We start from the raw sequence: 16,590 nt of genomic DNA on the forward strand, positions 1-16,590 counted from the left end.
GGGAGGCCCCGCGCCGGCCTCCGCATAACGCTTCGGTGCACAAGTGCGCGAACGGTGGCGCGGACACCGGCGGGACAAGGCACCATGGACCGGTGCGCGACGACGAGAAACCGGCCATCGGCGCCCTGGTACGTCGCGCGGCCGACGGCGACGAGCAGGCCACCCACGACCTGCTCGCGCACGTCCACCCGCTGGCACTGCGGTACTGCCGCACCAGGCTCTCCCGGCTCCCGGGGGACGCCCGGCACTTCGTGGACGACCTGGCCCAGGAGGTCTGCCTGGCCGTCCTGTGCGCGCTGCCGCGCTACCGCGACGAGGGCCGCCCCTTCGACGCGTTCGTCCTCGCCATCGCCTCCCACAAGGTCGCCGACCTGCAGCGGGCCGCGATGCGCGGGGCCGGCACCGCCCTCCCGGCGGACGACCTGCCCGAGCAGCCGGACGACTCCCTCGGCCCCGAGGAGCGTGCCGTGCTCAGCAGCGACACGGCCTGGGCCAAGACGCTGCTCGCCAACCTCTCCGAGCACCAGCGCGAACTCGTGCTGCTGCGGGTGGCCGTCGGCCTGTCCGCGGAGGAGACCGGCCAGATGCTGGGGATGTCCCCCGGGGCGGTGCGGGTCGCCCAGCACCGCGCGCTCAACAGGCTGCGCGCACTGGCCGAGGGGACGGGAAGGGACTCCGGCCCCACCGACCTGACGGCCTGACCCCGTACCCGTACCCCGTGCCGGGCACCCGTACCGGGCCCCGCCCCGGAACCCGGGGACGGGAGCCCCGAACACGCCCCCGGGGAGCCGCGGACCGGACGGGCCCGCGCAGGACCGCTCAGGACCGCAGCGGGGCGGGGCGGGGTGGGACGCACGCCACCGGCCGAGCGTCCGGGTGTCTCCCGCAGGGCCAGTACCATGGACAAACCCGGCCGGGCAAGACCACATGGGAGTGTCATGACTGTCCACGCTGACGGAGTACCCGAGAAGTTCGCGATGCTCGGGCTCACCTACGACGACGTCCTGCTGCTGCCGGGCGCCTCCGAGGTGGTCCCGAACGCCGTGGACACCTCTTCACGGGTGTCGCGCAACGTGAGGGTCAACATCCCGCTGCTGTCCGCGGCCATGGACAAGGTCACCGAGGCGCGGATGGCCATCGCCATGGCCCGCCAGGGCGGCGTCGGCGTGCTGCACCGCAACCTGTCGATCGAGGACCAGGTCAACCAGGTCGACCTGGTCAAGCGGTCCGAGTCCGGCATGGTGACCGACCCGATCACCGTCCGCCCCGACGCGTCCCTCGCCGACGCCGACGCGCTGTGCGCCAAGTTCCGCATCAGCGGCGTCCCCGTCACCGACGGGACGGGGAAGCTGCTGGGCATCGTCACCAACCGCGACATGGCGTTCGAGCACGACCGCAGCCGCCGGGTGCGCGAGGTCATGACCCCGATGCCGCTGGTCACCGGCAAGGTCGGCATCTCCCGCGACGACGCGATGGAGCTGCTGCGCCGCCACAAGATCGAGAAGCTCCCGCTGGTCGACGACGAGGGCCGCCTCAAGGGCCTGATCACGGTCAAGGACTTCGTCAAGGCCGAGCAGTACCCCAACGCCGCCAAGGACGCCGAGGGCCGCCTGCTGGTCGGCGCCGCGGTCGGCGTCGGCGACGAGGCGTTCGAGCGCGCCCAGGCCCTGGTGGGGGCGGGCGTGGACTTCCTCGTGGTGGACAGCGCGCACGGCCACAGCCGCGGCATCCTCGACATGATCGCCAAGATCAAGGCCAACGCCAAGGTCGACGTGGTCGGCGGCAACGTCGCCACCCGCGACGGCGCCCAGGCCCTGATCGACGCGGGTGCGGACGGCGTCAAGGTCGGCGTCGGCCCGGGCTCGATCTGCACCACCCGGGTGGTCGCGGGCGTCGGCGCCCCGCAGGTCACCGCCATCTACGAGGCCGCGCAGGCGGCCGCCGCGGCGGGCGTCCCGGTGATCGGCGACGGCGGCCTGCAGTACTCCGGCGACATCGCCAAGGCCATCGCGGCCGGCGCGGACACCGTGATGCTCGGCAGCCTGCTGGCCGGCTGCGAGGAGAGCCCCGGGGAGCTGCTGCTGATCAACGGCAAGCAGTTCAAGAGCTACCGCGGCATGGGTTCGCTGGGCGCCATGCAGTCCCGCGGCCAGGGCAGGTCCTTCTCCAAGGACCGCTACTTCCAGGACAACGTGCTCTCCGAGGACAAGCTCGTCCCCGAGGGCATCGAGGGCCAGGTGCCCTACCGCGGCCCGCTGGCCGCCGTCGCCCACCAGCTCGTCGGCGGCCTGCGGTCGTCCATGGGCTACGTCGGCGCCGCCACCGTGGAGGAGCTGAAGGTCAAGGGCCGCTTCGTGCGCATCACCGCGGCGGGCCTGAAGGAGAGCCACCCGCACGACATCCAGGTGACCGTCGAGGCGCCGAACTACCAGGTGCGCTGAGGGACCGGCGCGCAGGTTCCGGTGCGGCCGCTGCCGCCCGGCGGGCCGTCCGGCACCGGACCCGGTGCGGGCGGGCCCGCCGGGCGGCAGCGGCGTGCCGGGACACGGTCGGGGATAATCGACGGCGAGCAGACCACGAAGAAGGGCCAACAGTGACTGAGATCGAGATCGGGCGGGGCAAGCGGGGGCGCAGGGCGTACGCGTTCGACGACATCGCCGTCGTCCCCAGCCGGCGGACCCGGGACCCCAAGGAGGTCTCGATCGCCTGGCAGATCGACGCCTACCGTTTCGAGCTGCCCTTCCTCGCCGCGCCGATGGACTCCGTGGTCTCCCCGGCCACCGCGATCGCCGTCGGCGAGCTGGGCGGCCTGGGCGTGCTCAACCTCGAGGGCCTGTGGACCCGGTACGAGGACCCCGAGCCGCTGCTCGCCGAGATCGCCGAGCTGGACGACGCGGCGGCCACCCGCCGCCTGCAGGAGATCTACTCCGCCCCGATCCAGGAGGAGCTGATCGGGCAGCGGATCAAGGAGGTGCGCGACGCGGGAGTGGTCACCGCGGCCGCCCTGTCGCCCCAGCGCACCGCCCAGTTCTCGAAGGCCGTGGTGGACGCCGGGGTGGACATCTTCGTCATCCGCGGCACCACCGTCTCCGCCGAGCACGTCTCCTCGGCCGCCGAGCCGCTCAACCTCAAGCAGTTCATCTACGAGCTGGACGTCCCGGTCATCGTCGGCGGCTGCGCCACCTACACCGCGGCGCTGCACCTGATGCGCACCGGCGCGGCCGGCGTGCTGGTGGGCTTCGGCGGCGGCGCCGCGCACACCACCCGCAACGTGCTGGGCATCCAGGTCCCGATGGCCACCGCGGTGGCCGACGTGGCCGCGGCGCGCCGCGACTACATGGACGAGTCTGGCGGCCGGTACGTGCACGTCATCGCGGACGGCGGTGTCGGCAACAGCGGCGACCTGGCCAAGGCGGTCGCCTGCGGTGCCGACGCGGTGATGATGGGCTCCCCGCTGGCCCGCGCGGAGGACGCGCCCGGCCGCGGCTTCCACTGGGGCATGGAGGCGGTGCACGAGGAGCTGCCGCGCGGCAAGCGCGTCAACCTGGGCACGGTCGGCACCACCGAGGAGGTGCTGCTCGGCCCCTCCCGCACCCCGGACGGCTCGATGAACCTCTTCGGCGCCCTGCGCCGGGCCATGGCGACCACCGGCTACTCCGAGCTCAAGGAGTTCCAGCGGGTCGAGGTCACCGTGGCGCCGGGCCGCCACAACGGCTGACGGCACCCGCCGCACCACGACAGGAGCCCCGGGGGGCGCCGGCGGGTACGCAGGCGCCCCCCGGGGCTCCTTCGCGCGGTGCGGGAACGCGGCGCGGGCTCACAGGCGGTGGGCGGCACCGGCCGGGGTGGCCCCGCGGGTGTCCAGCAGCAGGCGCGCCTTGGCGGCCAGGCCCTGGAGGTCGTAGGTGCGGTGGTGCTGCAGGAGGACGGTCAGGTCGGCCGCGGCGACGGCCTCGTGGAGGCTGTCGGCGCGGGGGACCGGCTGCCCCCGCAGGTGCCACTGCGGCACGTGGGGGTCGTGGTAGCTCAGGTGGGCGCCGAGCTCGGCGAGCCGGGTGCCGACGTCCACGGCGGGGGAGCGGTGCCGGTCGGGGTGGTCGGCCTTGTAGGTCACCCCGAGCAGGAGGATCCGGGCCCCGCGCACGGACTTGCCGTCCTCGTTCAGCAGGGCCGCGCTGCGCTGCACGACGTAGCGCGGCATCCGCTCGTTGACCTCCTGCGCCACCCCGACCATGCGCAGCGGGTGGCCGAGGGTGCGCACCCGGGGGGCGAGGTAGTCGGGGTCGACGGCGACGCCGTGGCCGCCGACGCCGGGGCCGGGGCGGAACGACTGGAAGCCGAACGGCTTGGTCTCGGCGCACCGGACCACGTCCCACAGGTCCACGCCGATGTCGTGGCAGAGCACGGCCATCTCGTTGACCAGGGCGATGTTGACGTGGCGGAAGTTGTTCTCCAGCAGGGTGACCGTCTCGGCCTCCCGGGTGCCGCGGGCGCGCACCACCTTCTCCACGAACCTGCCGTAGGCGGCCGCGGCGGCCTCGGTGCAGGCCGGGGTGGCCCCGCCGATCACCTTGGGGGTGTTGGCGACGTCGTACCGGCGGTTGCCGGGGTCCACCCGGCTGGGCGAGTAGGCCAGGTGGAACCCGCTTCCGCAGCGCAGCCCGGAGGTCTCCAGGAGCGGGCGCAGGAATTCCTCGGTCGTCCCCGGGTAGACGGGGGACTCCAGGACCACGGTGGTCCTGGGGCTCAGGTGCGCCGCCAGGGTGCGCGCGGCGGCCTCCAGCCGCCCGAGGTCGAGGACCCTGTCCTCGCCGGGAGGAGTGGGTACGCAGATGACGACGGTGCGCACCTTGCCGAGGACGGCCGGGTCGGTGGTGGCCCGGAAGCCGCCGGCCAGCATCCGGCGGACCTCGGCGCGGTCCAGGACGCCGGAGGGGGCGCGGCCGGAGTTGAGTTCGTCGACCGTGGCCCTGTCGGTGTCGTGGCCGATAACGTGGATGCCGCGGGCGGCGGCGGCCCGGGCGATCGGAAGTCCGGCGTGGCCGAGTCCCACGACGGCGAGGTCTGCAGGCACGGGCAGTGTCCTTCCTGCGTGTGCACGGGAGCGGACCGGGGTGCGGGGAGGCCCCGGGCGGCGCCATGTCAGGCTATCCGGACATAAGACTGATATGGAGTATTGAACCGCTACTGGGAAAGGGTGATCTTCATACCCTCTGCCCGGCCGATGGCCGACGTCCGACGGCCGGCCCGGGGGCGGGGTGGTTGCCCGCCCGGATCGCGGTCACCATCGGGGAGGGGAACGCAACTCTTCAGGAGGCACTCGTGAGGACGGCAACCCTGGGACCGGCCGAGCGCGGCACCGCGCTCGCCCGCATGGCGGAGCAGGAACTCGACATCCTCGTCGTGGGCGGCGGAGTCGTCGGCGCCGGGACGGCACTGGACGCGGCCACCCGCGGCCTGTCCACGGGCCTGGTGGAGGCCCGGGACTGGGCGTCGGGCACGTCCAGCCGGTCCAGCAAACTGATCCACGGCGGTCTCCGCTACCTGGAGATGCTGGACTTCGCCCTGGTGCGAGAGGCCCTCAAGGAACGCGGCCTGCTCGTCCAGCGGCTCGCCCCGCACCTGGTCAAACCGGTGCCCTTCCTCTACCCGCTGACCCACCGGGGCTGGGAGCGGTTCTACGTCGGCGCGGGCGTCACCCTCTACGACACGATGGGCCTGGCCGGCGGCAGTGCCCGCGGACTGCCCCACCACCGCCACCTGTCCCGTTCCCGCGCCCTCCAGGCGGCGCCCTGCCTGCGCAAGGACGCCATGGTCGGCGCGATCCAGTACTACGACGCGCAGGTCGACGACGCCCGCTTCGTCACCGAACTGGTGCGCACCGCCGCCTCCTACGGGGCGCACGCCGCCAACCGGGCGCGGGTCGTGGAGTTCCTCCGCGAGGGCGAACGGGTCGTCGGCGCCCGGGTGCAGGACCTCGAGCAGGGCGGCCTGACCGAGATCCGCGCCCGCCAGGTGGTCAACGCCACCGGGGTGTGGACCGACGACACCCAGAGCCTGATCGCCGAGCGCGGCCAGTTCCACGTGCGCGCGTCCAAGGGCATCCACCTGGTCGTCCCCAAGGACCGGATCCACTCCACCACCGGCCTGATCCTGCGCACCGAGAAGAGCGTCCTGTTCGTCATCCCCTGGGGGCGGCACTGGATCGTCGGCACCACCGACACCGACTGGAACCTGGACAAGGCCCACCCGGCGGCCTCCAGCGCCGACATCGACTACCTCCTCGACCACGTCAACTCCGTGCTCGCGGTGCCCCTGACGAGGGACGACGTGGAGGGCGTCTACGCCGGCCTGCGGCCCCTGCTGGCGGGCGAGTCCGACGCCACCTCCAAGCTCTCCCGCGAGCACACCGTGGCCCACCCCGTCCCGGGGATGGTCGTCGTCGCGGGCGGCAAGTACACCACCTACCGGGTGATGGCCAAGGACGCCGTCGACGAGGCCGTCCACGGCCTCGACCGCCGGGTCGCCGCCTGCTGCACCGAGAACGTCCCCCTGGCCGGGGCCGAGGGCTACCACGCCCTGTGGAACGCCCGCGCACGGATCGCCGCCCGCGCCGGACTGCACGTCGCACGCGTGGAGCACCTCCTCAACCGCTACGGCTCCGCCACCGAGGAGGTCCTCGAACTGATCGCCGCGGACCCGGGGTTGGGCGAGCCGCTGACCGGGGCCGACGACTACCTGCGGGCCGAGGCCGTCTACGCCGCCTCCCACGAGGGGGCCCGGCACCTCGACGACACGCTGACCCGCCGCACCCGCATCTCCATCGAGACCTTCGACCGCGGCACCCGCTGCGCCCGGGAGGTCGCCGAACTCATGGCGCCCGTCCTGGGCTGGGACGCGGGCCAGGTCGACAAGGAGGTCGAGCACTACAACAAGCGGGTGGAGGCCGAACGCGAGTCCCAGCGGCAGCCCGACGACCTGACCGCGGACGCGGCCAGGCTCGGCGCTCCGGATATCGTTCCTCTGTAACGGGCCGCCCGTCAGGGACCGCGCGGAGGGAAGCCGACGCGGCGTCATGTCGCGGTGCACGGCCGATTGCAGAGGGGCATAGGGGACTTATGGGCCAGGTGCAAGGCACGACCGGTCGGTTGCTCGCCGGGCGGTACCGGCTCGGCGAGGTCCTCGGCCGGGGCGGTATGGGAACGGTGTGGCGGGCGACCGACGAGGTCCTCGGACGGACCGTCGCCGTCAAGGAGTTGCGCTTCCCCGGCAACATCGACGAGGACGAGAAGCGCCGGCTGATCACCCGCACCCTGCGGGAGGCCAAGGCCACCGCGCGCATCCGCAGCGCCGGAGCGGTGACCGTGTTCGACGTGGTCGAGGAGGACGACCGGCCCTGGATCGTCATGGAGCTGGTCGAGGGCCGCTCGCTCTCCGACGCCATCCGCGAGGACGGCCCCGTCGGCCCGAAGCGGGCCGCCGAGATCGGCCTCGCCGTCCTCGACGTGCTGCGCGCCGCGCACGCCGAGGGCATCCTGCACCGCGACGTCAAACCCTCCAACGTGCTGATCGCCGACGACGGCCGGGTCGTCCTCACCGACTTCGGCATCGCCCAGGTCGAGGGCGACCCCTCGGTCACCTCCACCGGCATGCTGGTCGGCGCGCCCTCCTACATCTCCCCCGAGCGGGCCCGCGGCCGCAAACCCGGACCGCCCAGCGACCTGTGGTCCCTGGGCGCGCTGCTGTACGCCACCGTCGAGGGCCGGCCGCCCTACGACAAGGGCTCGGCCATCGCCACCCTGACCGCGGTGATGACCGAGCCGCTCGACCCGCCGAAGAACGCCGGCCCCCTCGCCGACGTCGTCGCCGGCCTGCTGATCAAGGATCCGGAGCAGCGCCTGGACGACACCGGGGTGCGCAAGCTGCTCACCGACGTGGCCACCGGCGTCGTGCCGGAGAAGGAGGCCGCCGAACCGACCCGGACGATGGTGCTGCCCCCGCAGAGGGACGCGGGCACGAAGCCCTCCGCCGCGGCCGCCGGGGCAGCGGCCGCCGGGGCCGGGGCTGCCGCCGGGGCGGCGGCCCGGGAGGGGGCGGAGCCGGGGGCGGGCGGGCGGCCGCAGTCCGCGGAGTCCCGGGAACGCCTGCGCAAGGCGCTCGCCTCGGTGCGCAGCGCGGCGTCCGCGCCCGCCGAGAACCCCGACGGCACCCTGCCGCCGGTCAGGGTCCGCGCGCCGCTGACCGACGTCGTCCCGCCGAAGGTGCTGGCGGCGGTCGCCGCCGTCCTGGTGCTCGCGCTGATCGGCGTGGTGGTGGCCGTCGCCGCGAGCGGTGACGACACCGCCGACAAGGGCGCCGCGCCCTCCGCCTCCGCCCCCGCGGACGGGAACGCGGCGGACGGGAAGGAGGACGGGACCTCCCCGTCCGGCGCCTCCCCCTCGGGCGGGGAGGCCTCGCCGAAGCCCGACGACTCCGCCGGTGGCAAGGACAAGGACGACGACGGCGGCAAGGACGACGGCGACGACAAGGACGGCGGGAACAGGGGCAAGGAGGGCGGCGGACTCCCCGACGGCTGGAAGAAGACGACCAACAGCCGGTTCAAGTTCTCCATCGCCATGCCGAAGGACTACAAGGAGCTGCGGATAGCGGGCCGGGGGTCCGGGCAGATCTACAGCCCCGACGGCCGCACCAAGCTCCAGGTCGACCACACCTCCACCCCGGGCGACGACGCCGAGGCGGCCTGGCGGTCCGGCGAGCGGGCGGTGGCGGCCTCCCGGAGCAACTACGACCGGCTGTTCATCAAGACCGTGGAGTGGCGCGGGTACCGGACCGTCGCCGACTGGGCGTTCACCTACACCGACGGCGGCACCACCTACCGGGTGCTCAACCGCGGTTTCGTCGTGGACGACAGCCACGGATACGCCGTCATGATCACCGCTCCGGCGTCCGAGTGGGACAGCAAGGAGAACAAGGAGGCGAGGAAGACGTTCTTCGCCACCTTCCAGGTCGCGGACTGACCGGCGGCTCCCCTCGGGCCCGTCCGGCGGATCCCCTCGGGCCCGGCCGGCGAAGCCTCCCGGGCCCGACCGGCAAAGCCCCTCACAACAGGGGCCCGGGCCACGTATCGTGGAACGTCGAGGACCGTCCGCGAACCGGCGGTCCGTCCGACCGACGGGCGGCGCAGCGGTCACGCAGGGGACCGGGCGCATGGGGAGGCGCTGTGGACGAGTACGCGGGGCGGGTGCTGGCCGGCCGTTACCGCCTGCCGCGACCTCCTTCGGACGGGTACGAGTTGGCGGAGACGCCGGCGTTCGACACCTACAGCGGCCAGGAGGTGATGGCCCGCCAGGTGCCGCTGCCCGAGGTCGTTCAGGCCGAACTGGTCGGCGCGGGCGCACCGGGCCGCGGCCCCTCCGCAGGCTCGGACGGCCCGGCCCGCCGGGCCCTGGAGGCGGCCGTGGCCGCCGCCCGCATACCCGACCACCCGCGCCTGGTACAGGTCTTCGACGTCTTCCTCGACGACGCGGGCCCCGGGGGCGGAAGCCTGTGGATCGTCTCCGAACTGGTCCGTGCCCGCCCGCTCGCCGCGTTCCTGGGCGCCGACCGGCTCTCCCCCTACCGCGCCGCCGAGATCGCGGCCGACGTCCTCACCGCCGCCCGCGTCCTGCACGCGCACGGCTGGACCCACCGCAACATCACCACCCGCACGGTGCTGGTCTGCGACGACGGCCGCGCCATGCTCGGCGGACTGGCCGAGAGCGCCGCCGAGGAGGCGCTGTGCGGCTTCGACCCCGTGCCCGAGGAGGTCCCGGCCGGCGGGCTGCCCGCGGACGGGACGGCGGCCGACGGGACGGCGGCGGACGGGCACCCCGAGGGGGCGTCCGTCGCACCCCGCGGCGGGCCGGACTCCGCCGCGGCCCACGAACGCGCCCGGCAGGCGCGGATCGGCGTGGTCGGCGCGGTCACCGAGCGCTGGGCCCCCGAGCAGGCCGGACCGATGCACGACAGCTGGCAGCTGGCCCCGCCCGTCGGTCCCGCGGCCGACCTGTGGGCACTGGGGGCCCTGCTCTTCCGCAGCGTCCAGGGCCACCCGCCCTTCCCGGAGCACAGCGCCGCGGAACTGGTGCAGGCCGTCTGCTCCGAGCCGCCCGCCTACGCCGAGGAGTGCGGGCCGCTGCGGCCTGTGGTGGAGTCCCTGCTGCGCGCCGACCCGGAGGAGCGCCCGGAGCCGGAGGAGCTCAGCGGCTGGCTGCGCTCCCTGATCCGCTCCGCCCCCGAACCCGACCTGGGGACGGCGCCCGTCTCGGTGCCCACCGACCCGCGCAGGCTGCCCGAGGTGCGCAGGCGCGGCGAACTGGTGCGCCGCCGACGGCTGTTCTCCCGGGGGGCGGGGACCGCGCAGCAGGGGCGGACCGGGCGGGAGCAGGAGCGGCACGACCGTCCCGCGGCCGTGTCCGCAGCCGCGGCCGCGGCCGCGCCGCCGCCCGCGGGCGTCCCCGACCTCGGGGTGGTGGGGGCCGTGCCCTCCGGGCAGGGCCGCCACGGCGGCCGGCACAGGAACTCCGGGCGGAACCCGAAGTCCCTCGGCCTGGTCCTGGTGTCCCTGGTCTTCCTGCTGGTCGCGGGCGCGCTGCTGGCCGCGGTGCTCTTCCTGCCCGGCAACGGGGGGACCGGCGCCGAGGCCGGGCCGTCCGTCTCGCAGAGCTCGGTGCCCGCCGCGGTCGAACCGCCCGCGGGCCGGGCCCCCTCCGGCGAGGAGGAGCAGGACGGCCGGGAGTCCTCCGGCGGCGGGACGCCGACGCGGACCGCCGACGCGGGCCCCGGAGCGGCCGACGGCTTCGCCTCGCACAAGGACCCCGAGGGCTTCGCCGTGGCCGTCCCCGACGGCTGGCGCCGCAGCGAGGCCGGCGGGGGACGGGTCCGGTTCGCCGACGGCGAGTACGAGATGCTCGTCGTCCCCGGCCGCGACAGCGCCGCCTCGTTCGGCGAGGACCCGCTGGCCTACCAGGTGGACAAGGAGAAGGAACTGGCCGCCTTCCGCTCGTCCTCCTGGTCCTCGGCCTCCGGGCTGCGGCGGCTGACCGTCGCCGGCGACCCGGCGGCCACGGGCACCTTCACCTGGCACGCCTCCGGCCGCGGGGAGCTGTACGTCCGCAACCTGGCGGTGCTCAGCGGCGGCAGGTACCACGTCGTCCTGGTGACCGGGCCGTCGGACCGGGGCGCCGAGGTCGACCGCTTCTTCGACGAGGCCGTCCGCACCTTCCGCCCCTCCGCCTGACGGGCCGCCTGCCTGACAGGCCGTCCGACGGCCCGCCGTCCGGTGCCCGCCCCCGGTGGTGCGGCGGACGGCCCGTCGGGCCCCGTCCCCGCGGTGACATGATGTGGCGCATGGCGAATGATGGGGGACGAACGGACCTGCCGACCAGTTACGGGCTCCAGCCGCCGCGCAGATCGCCGGAGGACCGGGCGGAGGCCGCCGCCGCAGCGGATCCCGCCGGGCCCGCGGCCGGCGCACCGGCCGCACCGCCCGCACCACCCGCCACGGCACCGCCCGCCGCCGCACGGCCCGCCGCCGCACGGCCCGCCGACGGCCGGGCCGGTGGCACCGGCCGGCTGGTCGGCGGCCGGTACCTGCTGCAGGAGCAGCTCGGGGCCGGCGGCATGGGCACCGTGTGGAAGGCACACGACCGGGTCGTGGACCGGCCGGTGGCGGTCAAGGAGCCGCGGGTCCCTGAGCACCTGGGCGAACGCGAGCGCGCCACCGCCTACCGGCGGATGCTGCGCGAGGCGCGGGCCGCCGCCCGCATCGACCACCCCGGCGTCGTCACCATCCACGACGTGGTCCTCGAGGACGGCCGGCCGTGGATCGTGATGGAACTGGTCCGCGGCCGCTCCCTGGCCGACGTGCTGGACGAGGGCACCCTCCCGCCGCAGGAGGCCGCCCGCATCGGCCTCGCCGTGCTGAACGCGCTCGCCGCCGCCCACGACGCCGGCGTCCTGCACCGGGACGTCAAACCGGCCAACGTGCTGATCGGCCGCCACGACCGCGTGGTGCTCACCGACTTCGGCATCGCGCAGGTCGAGGGCGAGGCGCCGCTCACCGAGACCGGGTCGTTCGTCGGCTCGCCGGAGTTCATCGCGCCCGAGCGGGTGCTGGGGCAGCGGCCGGGACCGGAGTCCGACCTGTGGTCGCTGGGCGTGGTGCTCTACGCGGCGGTCGAGGGCATGTCGCCGTTCCGCCGCCAGACCACCCCCGGCACCCTGCAGGCGGTGCTGTCGGCCGAGCCGCAGACCTCCGCCCACGCCGGCACGCTGGGGCTGCTGATCAACCGCATGCTCCACAAGAACCCGCAGTCCAGGCCCACCGTGATCGAGGTCCGGGCCGCGCTGAAGGCCGTCGCGCACCCCGAGCCGGCGGCCCCGGCCCCGGCCGCGGGGCGGGGCTCCGGGCCGGCCGCCGACCCCGGCCGCCCGGCCGTGCCGCGCCTCGGCCGCGGCGCACGCCTCGGCGTCCTGGGCGCGGCGGTCACCGCGGCCCTCGCCCTCGTCCTGGTGCTGGCCGACCCCTTCTCCGGCGTCCCCGACGGCTGGACGGAGCGCGACGAGACGAAGCTGGTCAACGCCGTCCTGGCGGTTCCGGCCGGGTACGAGCGCAACGCGGACAAGGCGAAGGTGACCTACACCGACCCCGACGGGGTCTTCGCCGTCTCCCTCGCACGCTCCGAGGGCGAGAAGCGAAGCCCGCTGGAGACCGCCAACGCCGACCTCACCTGGTACGAGGAGGGCGGTGAGACCGACTACCGGGACACGATGGAGGACGCCGAGGGCACGGTCGACAACCCCGTCTTCCAGGAGCGCGACGCGGCCCTGCTGGACGTCGCCTACACCAGCCGCGAGGAGGAGGACGAGGGCACCCGGTACCGGGAGCTGGCGCTGATCGTGGTCAACGGCAAGGGCGTCCAGTACCGGCTCGAGGTGTGGATGCCCGCGGCGAAGGACCAGGCCGCCGAGGGCGAGAGGATCTTCGAGACCGTCAAGGAGCACCTGGCCGTCCACGACCTGTGAGTTGCGGCCCGCGAGCCGCGGCCCGCGAGCCGTCCGGCCGTTCCGGCGCCTTCGGCGCCCGGTGTCCCCGCCCGGCGTCCCCGCCCTGCGTGCCTGCCCGGTGTCCCCGGCCCTCCGCGCGAGTACGGTGGAAGTACTGCCGTCGCCACCCGCACAGGGGGTCGCCATGACCGCGCAGACGCTCGTGGACGCAGTCGTCGTCGGGCTGGGGCCGGGCGGTGAGGAGACCGCCGGGCTGCTGGGCGAGGCGGGCTGGGACGTGGCCGGGGTCGAGGCGGGGCTGGTCGGCGGGGAGTGCCCGTACTGGGGGTGCGTGCCCTCCAAGACCATGGTCAGGGCGGCCGGGCTGCTGGCCGAGGGCCGCCGTATCCCCGGCATGGCCGGCACCGCGATGGTCCACCCCGAGTACGGGCCGGTGGCCCGAGCCGTCCGCAGGGCGACGGCCGGCTGGGACGACGCGGCGGCGGTGGAGCGCCTGACCGTCCGCGGTGTCCGCGTCCTGCGCGGCACGGGGCGGCTGACCGGCCGGGACGAGGTCACGGTGACCGGCCCCGACGGGCGCGAGAGCGTGCTGCGGGCCTCGCGGGCGATCGTGCTGGCGGTCGGCGGCGAGCCGGTCGTGCCCGCTGTGCCCGGCCTGACCGCGACGCCGTTCTGGACCAGTCGGGAGGCAGTGGAGGCGACCGCCGCCCCCGAGTCGCTGCTGGTGCTGGGCGGCGGGTCGGTCGGCCTGGAGATCGGGCAGGCGTTCGGCCGTTTCGGGACCGCGGTGGCCGTGGTCGAGGGCGCGCCCCGGCTGCTGCCGCGAGAGGAACCGGAGGCGGGCGACCTGCTGATGAGGGTGCTCACCGAGGACGGCCTGGAGGTGCACGCCGGGAACCCGCTCACGGGGGTCGACCACGGCCCGAAGGGCTTCACCGCCTGGTGCGAGCGGGGCGAGCGGCTGACCGCCGAGCGGCTGCTGGTGGCCGTCGGCCGGCGGGTGGACCCGAGCCGCCTGGGCGTGGGCGTGCTGGACGTCGACCCGGACGTCCCGGCGCTGCCGGTGGACGACCGGATGCGGGTGGTGCCGCCCGCACGGGGGGTCCCCGGGGTGTGGGCGGTGGGCGACGCCACGGGCCGGGGCGCCTACACGCACCTGGCCCTCCGCCAGGCGTCCGTGGCGGTCGGCGACATCCTGGGCGCCGCGGGCAGGGGCGCGGCCGACGACGAGGCCGGGGGCGCTCACGGGGAGGTCCCGGAAGCAATCCCGGGGACGGTTCCGGGGGCGGTCCCGGCTGCCGGGAGGAGCCGTGCCGAGTACCACGCCGTGCCGCGGGTGACCTTCACCGACCCCGAGATCGGCGCGGTCGGCCGGACCGAGGCGGAGGCGCGGGAGCGCGGCCTGCCGGTGCGCACGGGCTTCGCGGACGTGGCGACGAGCGCCCGCGGCCGGATCCACCGGGTCGGCAACGCCGGGTTCGTCAAGCTCGTCGCCGACACCGACGAGGGGGTGCTGGTGGGCGCGACCGCGGCCGGGCCGTGCGGCGGGGAGGTGCTGGGGGCGCTGACGGTCGCCGTGCACGCCCGCGTGCCGCTGGAGACGCTGCGCGCGACGGTGTGGGCCTACCCGACCTTCCATCGGGTGATCGGGGCCGCCCTGGAGGACCTCGGCCCCTGAGGCACCGCACTGACCTGGAGTTACCTCCGGTAGAACGAATGTGCCACTGATCACTGGCTGAATTGTGCCCGAGGCGTGAAAAGTAGTTACCGTCGGGTACCCAAGGACGGGGGCGCGGGCTTACCCTCCTCGGCATGACGGACTCGCCGGTCACCACCGCCCCGCCCACAGCCGACCCCGCCGCCGGCAACCCGGTCGCGCCCGCCGGCGCCCGCGGCCCCGCCGACGTGGTCACCCCCGAGCTGGTCGCACGGCTGGCCCGCGGCGTCACCGGCAGCGGCAGCACAGTGAGCCACTGCCCGTTCACCGGCGAGCGGCTGGCCGAGCTGCCCTCCTCGACCGCGGAGGACGTCGAGGAGGCGTTCCGCCGCGCCCGCGCGGCCCAGAAGGCGTGGGCGCGGGTGCCGGTGCGCCGCCGCGCCGCCGTCCTGCTGCGCTACCACGACCTGCTGCTGAAGCGGCAGGACGAGATCCTGGACCTCGTCCAGCTGGAGACCGGCAAGACCCGCCTGCACGCGCACGAGGAGGTCCTGGCCGTCGCCGTCGCCGCCCGGCACTACGGCCGCAAGGCCCCCGCCTACCTGCGGCCGCGCACCCTCACCGGCGCCGTCCCCGGCCTCACCAAGGCCCTCGTGCTGCGCCGCCCGCGCGGCGTCGTCGGACAGGTCGCCCCCTGGAACTACCCGCTGGAGCTGTCCGTCGGCGACGCCCTGCCCGCCTTCGCGGCCGGCAACGCCGTCGTCATGAAGCCCGACACCGAGACCGCCCTGACCGCCCTGTGGGCGCGCGAGCTCATGATCGAGGCCGGGCTCCCGGCGGACCTGTGGCAGATCGTCCTCGGCGACGGCCCGGCCGTCGGCCCCGAGGTCGTCGACCGCGGCGACTTCGTCTCCTTCACCGGCTCCACCCGCACCGGCCGCGACGTCGCGGTCCGCGCCGCCTCCCGCCTGGTCGGCGTCTCCCTCGAACTCGGCGGCAAGAACGCCATGCTGGTCCTCGCCGACGCCGACCTCGACCGCGCCGCCGAGGGCGCCGTCCGCGCCTGCTTCTCCTCCGCCGGCCAGCTGTGCATCTCCATCGAGCGGCTGTACGTCCACGAGTCGGTCGCCGACGCCTTCCTGGAGAAGTTCGTCGCCCGCACCCGGGCCATGAAGCTGGGCACCGCCCTCGCCTACGGCGCCGACCTCGGCTCCCTGGCCTCGCAGCGCCAGTTCGACGCCGTCGTCCGGCACGTGGAGGACGCCCGCGCCAAGGGCGCCACCGTCCTCACCGGCGGCCGCCCCCGCCCCGACGTCGGCCCGTACTTCTACGAGCCCACCGTCCTGGACGGCGTGCAGCCGGAGATGGACGTGTGCGCCCAGGAGACCTTCGGCCCGGTCGTCTCCGTCTACCGCTTCACCGACGAGGACGAGGCGGTCGAGCGCGCCAACGCCACCCCCTACGGCCTCAACTCCAGCGTGTGGACGAAGAACACCCGCCGCGGCCGCGCCGTCGCCGCCCGTCTGGACACCGGCACCGTCAACGTCAACGAGGGCTACGCCGCCGCCTACGGCAGCGCCGCCGCCCCCATGGGCGGCATGGGCGAGTCCGGCCTCGGCCGCCGCCACGGCTCCGAGGGCATCCTCAAGTACACCGAGGCCCAGAACGTCGCCACCCAGCGACTGCTGCCCATGGCCCCGTCCCTCGGCATGAGCCAGGACCAGTACACCGCCTTCATGAACACCGGCCTGCGCCTGATGAAGGCGATGCGCCTGCGCTGAGGCGCCCCGGCCCGGAACGGCAGGCCCCGGCACCGCCGGCCCGGAGTCCCTCCGCCCCGTCAACCCGGCACTACAGCGCCGCAGCACCACAGCGCCGCGGCACCA

10 protein-coding genes are annotated in these 16,590 nt (G+C 75.0%); 9 read left to right on the forward strand and 1 reads right to left on the reverse strand.

The features are described from left to right. Positions 1-92 precede the first annotated feature (92 nt). The 3 genes from GQS52_RS15340 to GQS52_RS15350 all read left to right on the forward strand — a co-directional run bounded on the left by GQS52_RS15340 (position 93) and on the right by GQS52_RS15350 (position 3,718). Positions 93-701 carry a sigma-70 family RNA polymerase sigma factor gene (locus tag GQS52_RS15340; RefSeq protein ID WP_275946476.1) on the forward strand — a complete coding sequence of 203 codons (609 nt, stop codon included), beginning with the start codon at positions 93-95 and terminating at the stop codon, positions 699-701. 237 nt (positions 702-938) lie between these two features. Further along, the gene (gene guaB / locus GQS52_RS15345) at positions 939-2,441 is read left to right on the forward strand and encodes an IMP dehydrogenase (RefSeq protein WP_182313977.1); all 1,503 of its coding nucleotides are present in this window, start codon (positions 939-941) and stop codon (positions 2,439-2,441) included. A 152-nt stretch (positions 2,442-2,593) separates the two neighbouring features. Continuing rightward, positions 2,594-3,718, forward strand: coding sequence for a GuaB3 family IMP dehydrogenase-related protein (locus GQS52_RS15350; RefSeq protein ID WP_182313978.1), 1,125 nt, complete (start codon positions 2,594-2,596; stop codon positions 3,716-3,718). A 99-nt stretch (positions 3,719-3,817) separates the two neighbouring features. Here GQS52_RS15350 and GQS52_RS15355 read toward each other — a convergent pair whose 3' ends face one another. After that, the gene (locus tag GQS52_RS15355) at positions 3,818-5,074 is read right to left on the reverse strand and encodes a nucleotide sugar dehydrogenase (RefSeq protein ID WP_182313979.1); all 1,257 of its coding nucleotides are present in this window, start codon (positions 5,072-5,074) and stop codon (positions 3,818-3,820) included. Positions 5,075-5,322: 248 nt separating this feature from the next. Here GQS52_RS15355 and GQS52_RS15360 point away from each other — a divergent pair, with 248 nt between their 5' ends. The 6 genes from GQS52_RS15360 (at position 5,323) to GQS52_RS15385 (ending at position 16,485) form a co-directional block, all read left to right on the forward strand. Continuing rightward, positions 5,323-7,029 carry a glycerol-3-phosphate dehydrogenase/oxidase gene (locus tag GQS52_RS15360; RefSeq protein WP_182313980.1) on the forward strand — a complete coding sequence of 569 codons (1,707 nt, stop codon included), beginning with the start codon at positions 5,323-5,325 and terminating at the stop codon, positions 7,027-7,029. Positions 7,030-7,118: 89 nt separating this feature from the next. Continuing rightward, a complete protein-coding gene (locus GQS52_RS15365) occupies positions 7,119-9,017 on the forward strand; it encodes a serine/threonine-protein kinase (RefSeq protein WP_182313981.1) in 1,899 nt (632 codons plus the stop codon). Between the two features lie 203 nt (positions 9,018-9,220). Further along, positions 9,221-11,278, forward strand: coding sequence for a protein kinase (locus tag GQS52_RS15370; protein ID WP_182313982.1), 2,058 nt, complete (start codon positions 9,221-9,223; stop codon positions 11,276-11,278). 110 nt (positions 11,279-11,388) lie between these two features. Then, positions 11,389-13,065 carry a serine/threonine-protein kinase gene (locus tag GQS52_RS15375; protein WP_182313983.1) on the forward strand — a complete coding sequence of 559 codons (1,677 nt, stop codon included), beginning with the start codon at positions 11,389-11,391 and terminating at the stop codon, positions 13,063-13,065. Between the two features lie 166 nt (positions 13,066-13,231). After that, on the forward strand, positions 13,232-14,725 hold the full coding sequence (locus GQS52_RS15380) for an NAD(P)/FAD-dependent oxidoreductase (protein WP_182313984.1): 1,494 nt from the start codon (positions 13,232-13,234) through the stop codon (positions 14,723-14,725). 134 nt (positions 14,726-14,859) lie between these two features. Continuing rightward, positions 14,860-16,485, forward strand: coding sequence for a succinic semialdehyde dehydrogenase (locus GQS52_RS15385; RefSeq protein WP_182313985.1), 1,626 nt, complete (start codon positions 14,860-14,862; stop codon positions 16,483-16,485). Positions 16,486-16,590: the final 105 nt, after the last annotated feature.

It is taken from the genome of Streptomyces sp. SCUT-3 (genome assembly GCF_014083985.1).
In the GTDB taxonomy this organism is placed as follows: domain Bacteria; phylum Actinomycetota; class Actinomycetes; order Streptomycetales; family Streptomycetaceae; genus Streptomyces_H; species Streptomyces_H thermolineatus.

Coding starts and splice junctions, on each gene's coding strand:
- guaB (WP_182313977.1), top strand. CDS start 939: ATGACTGTCCACGCTGACGGAGTACCCGAGAAGTTCGCGATGCTCGGG.
- GQS52_RS15365 (WP_182313981.1), top strand. CDS start 7,119: ATGGGCCAGGTGCAAGGCACGACCGGTCGGTTGCTCGCCGGGCGGTAC.
- GQS52_RS15375 (WP_182313983.1), top strand. CDS start 11,389: ATGGCGAATGATGGGGGACGAACGGACCTGCCGACCAGTTACGGGCTC.
- GQS52_RS15380 (WP_182313984.1), top strand. CDS start 13,232: ATGACCGCGCAGACGCTCGTGGACGCAGTCGTCGTCGGGCTGGGGCCG.
- GQS52_RS15385 (WP_182313985.1), top strand. CDS start 14,860: ATGACGGACTCGCCGGTCACCACCGCCCCGCCCACAGCCGACCCCGCC.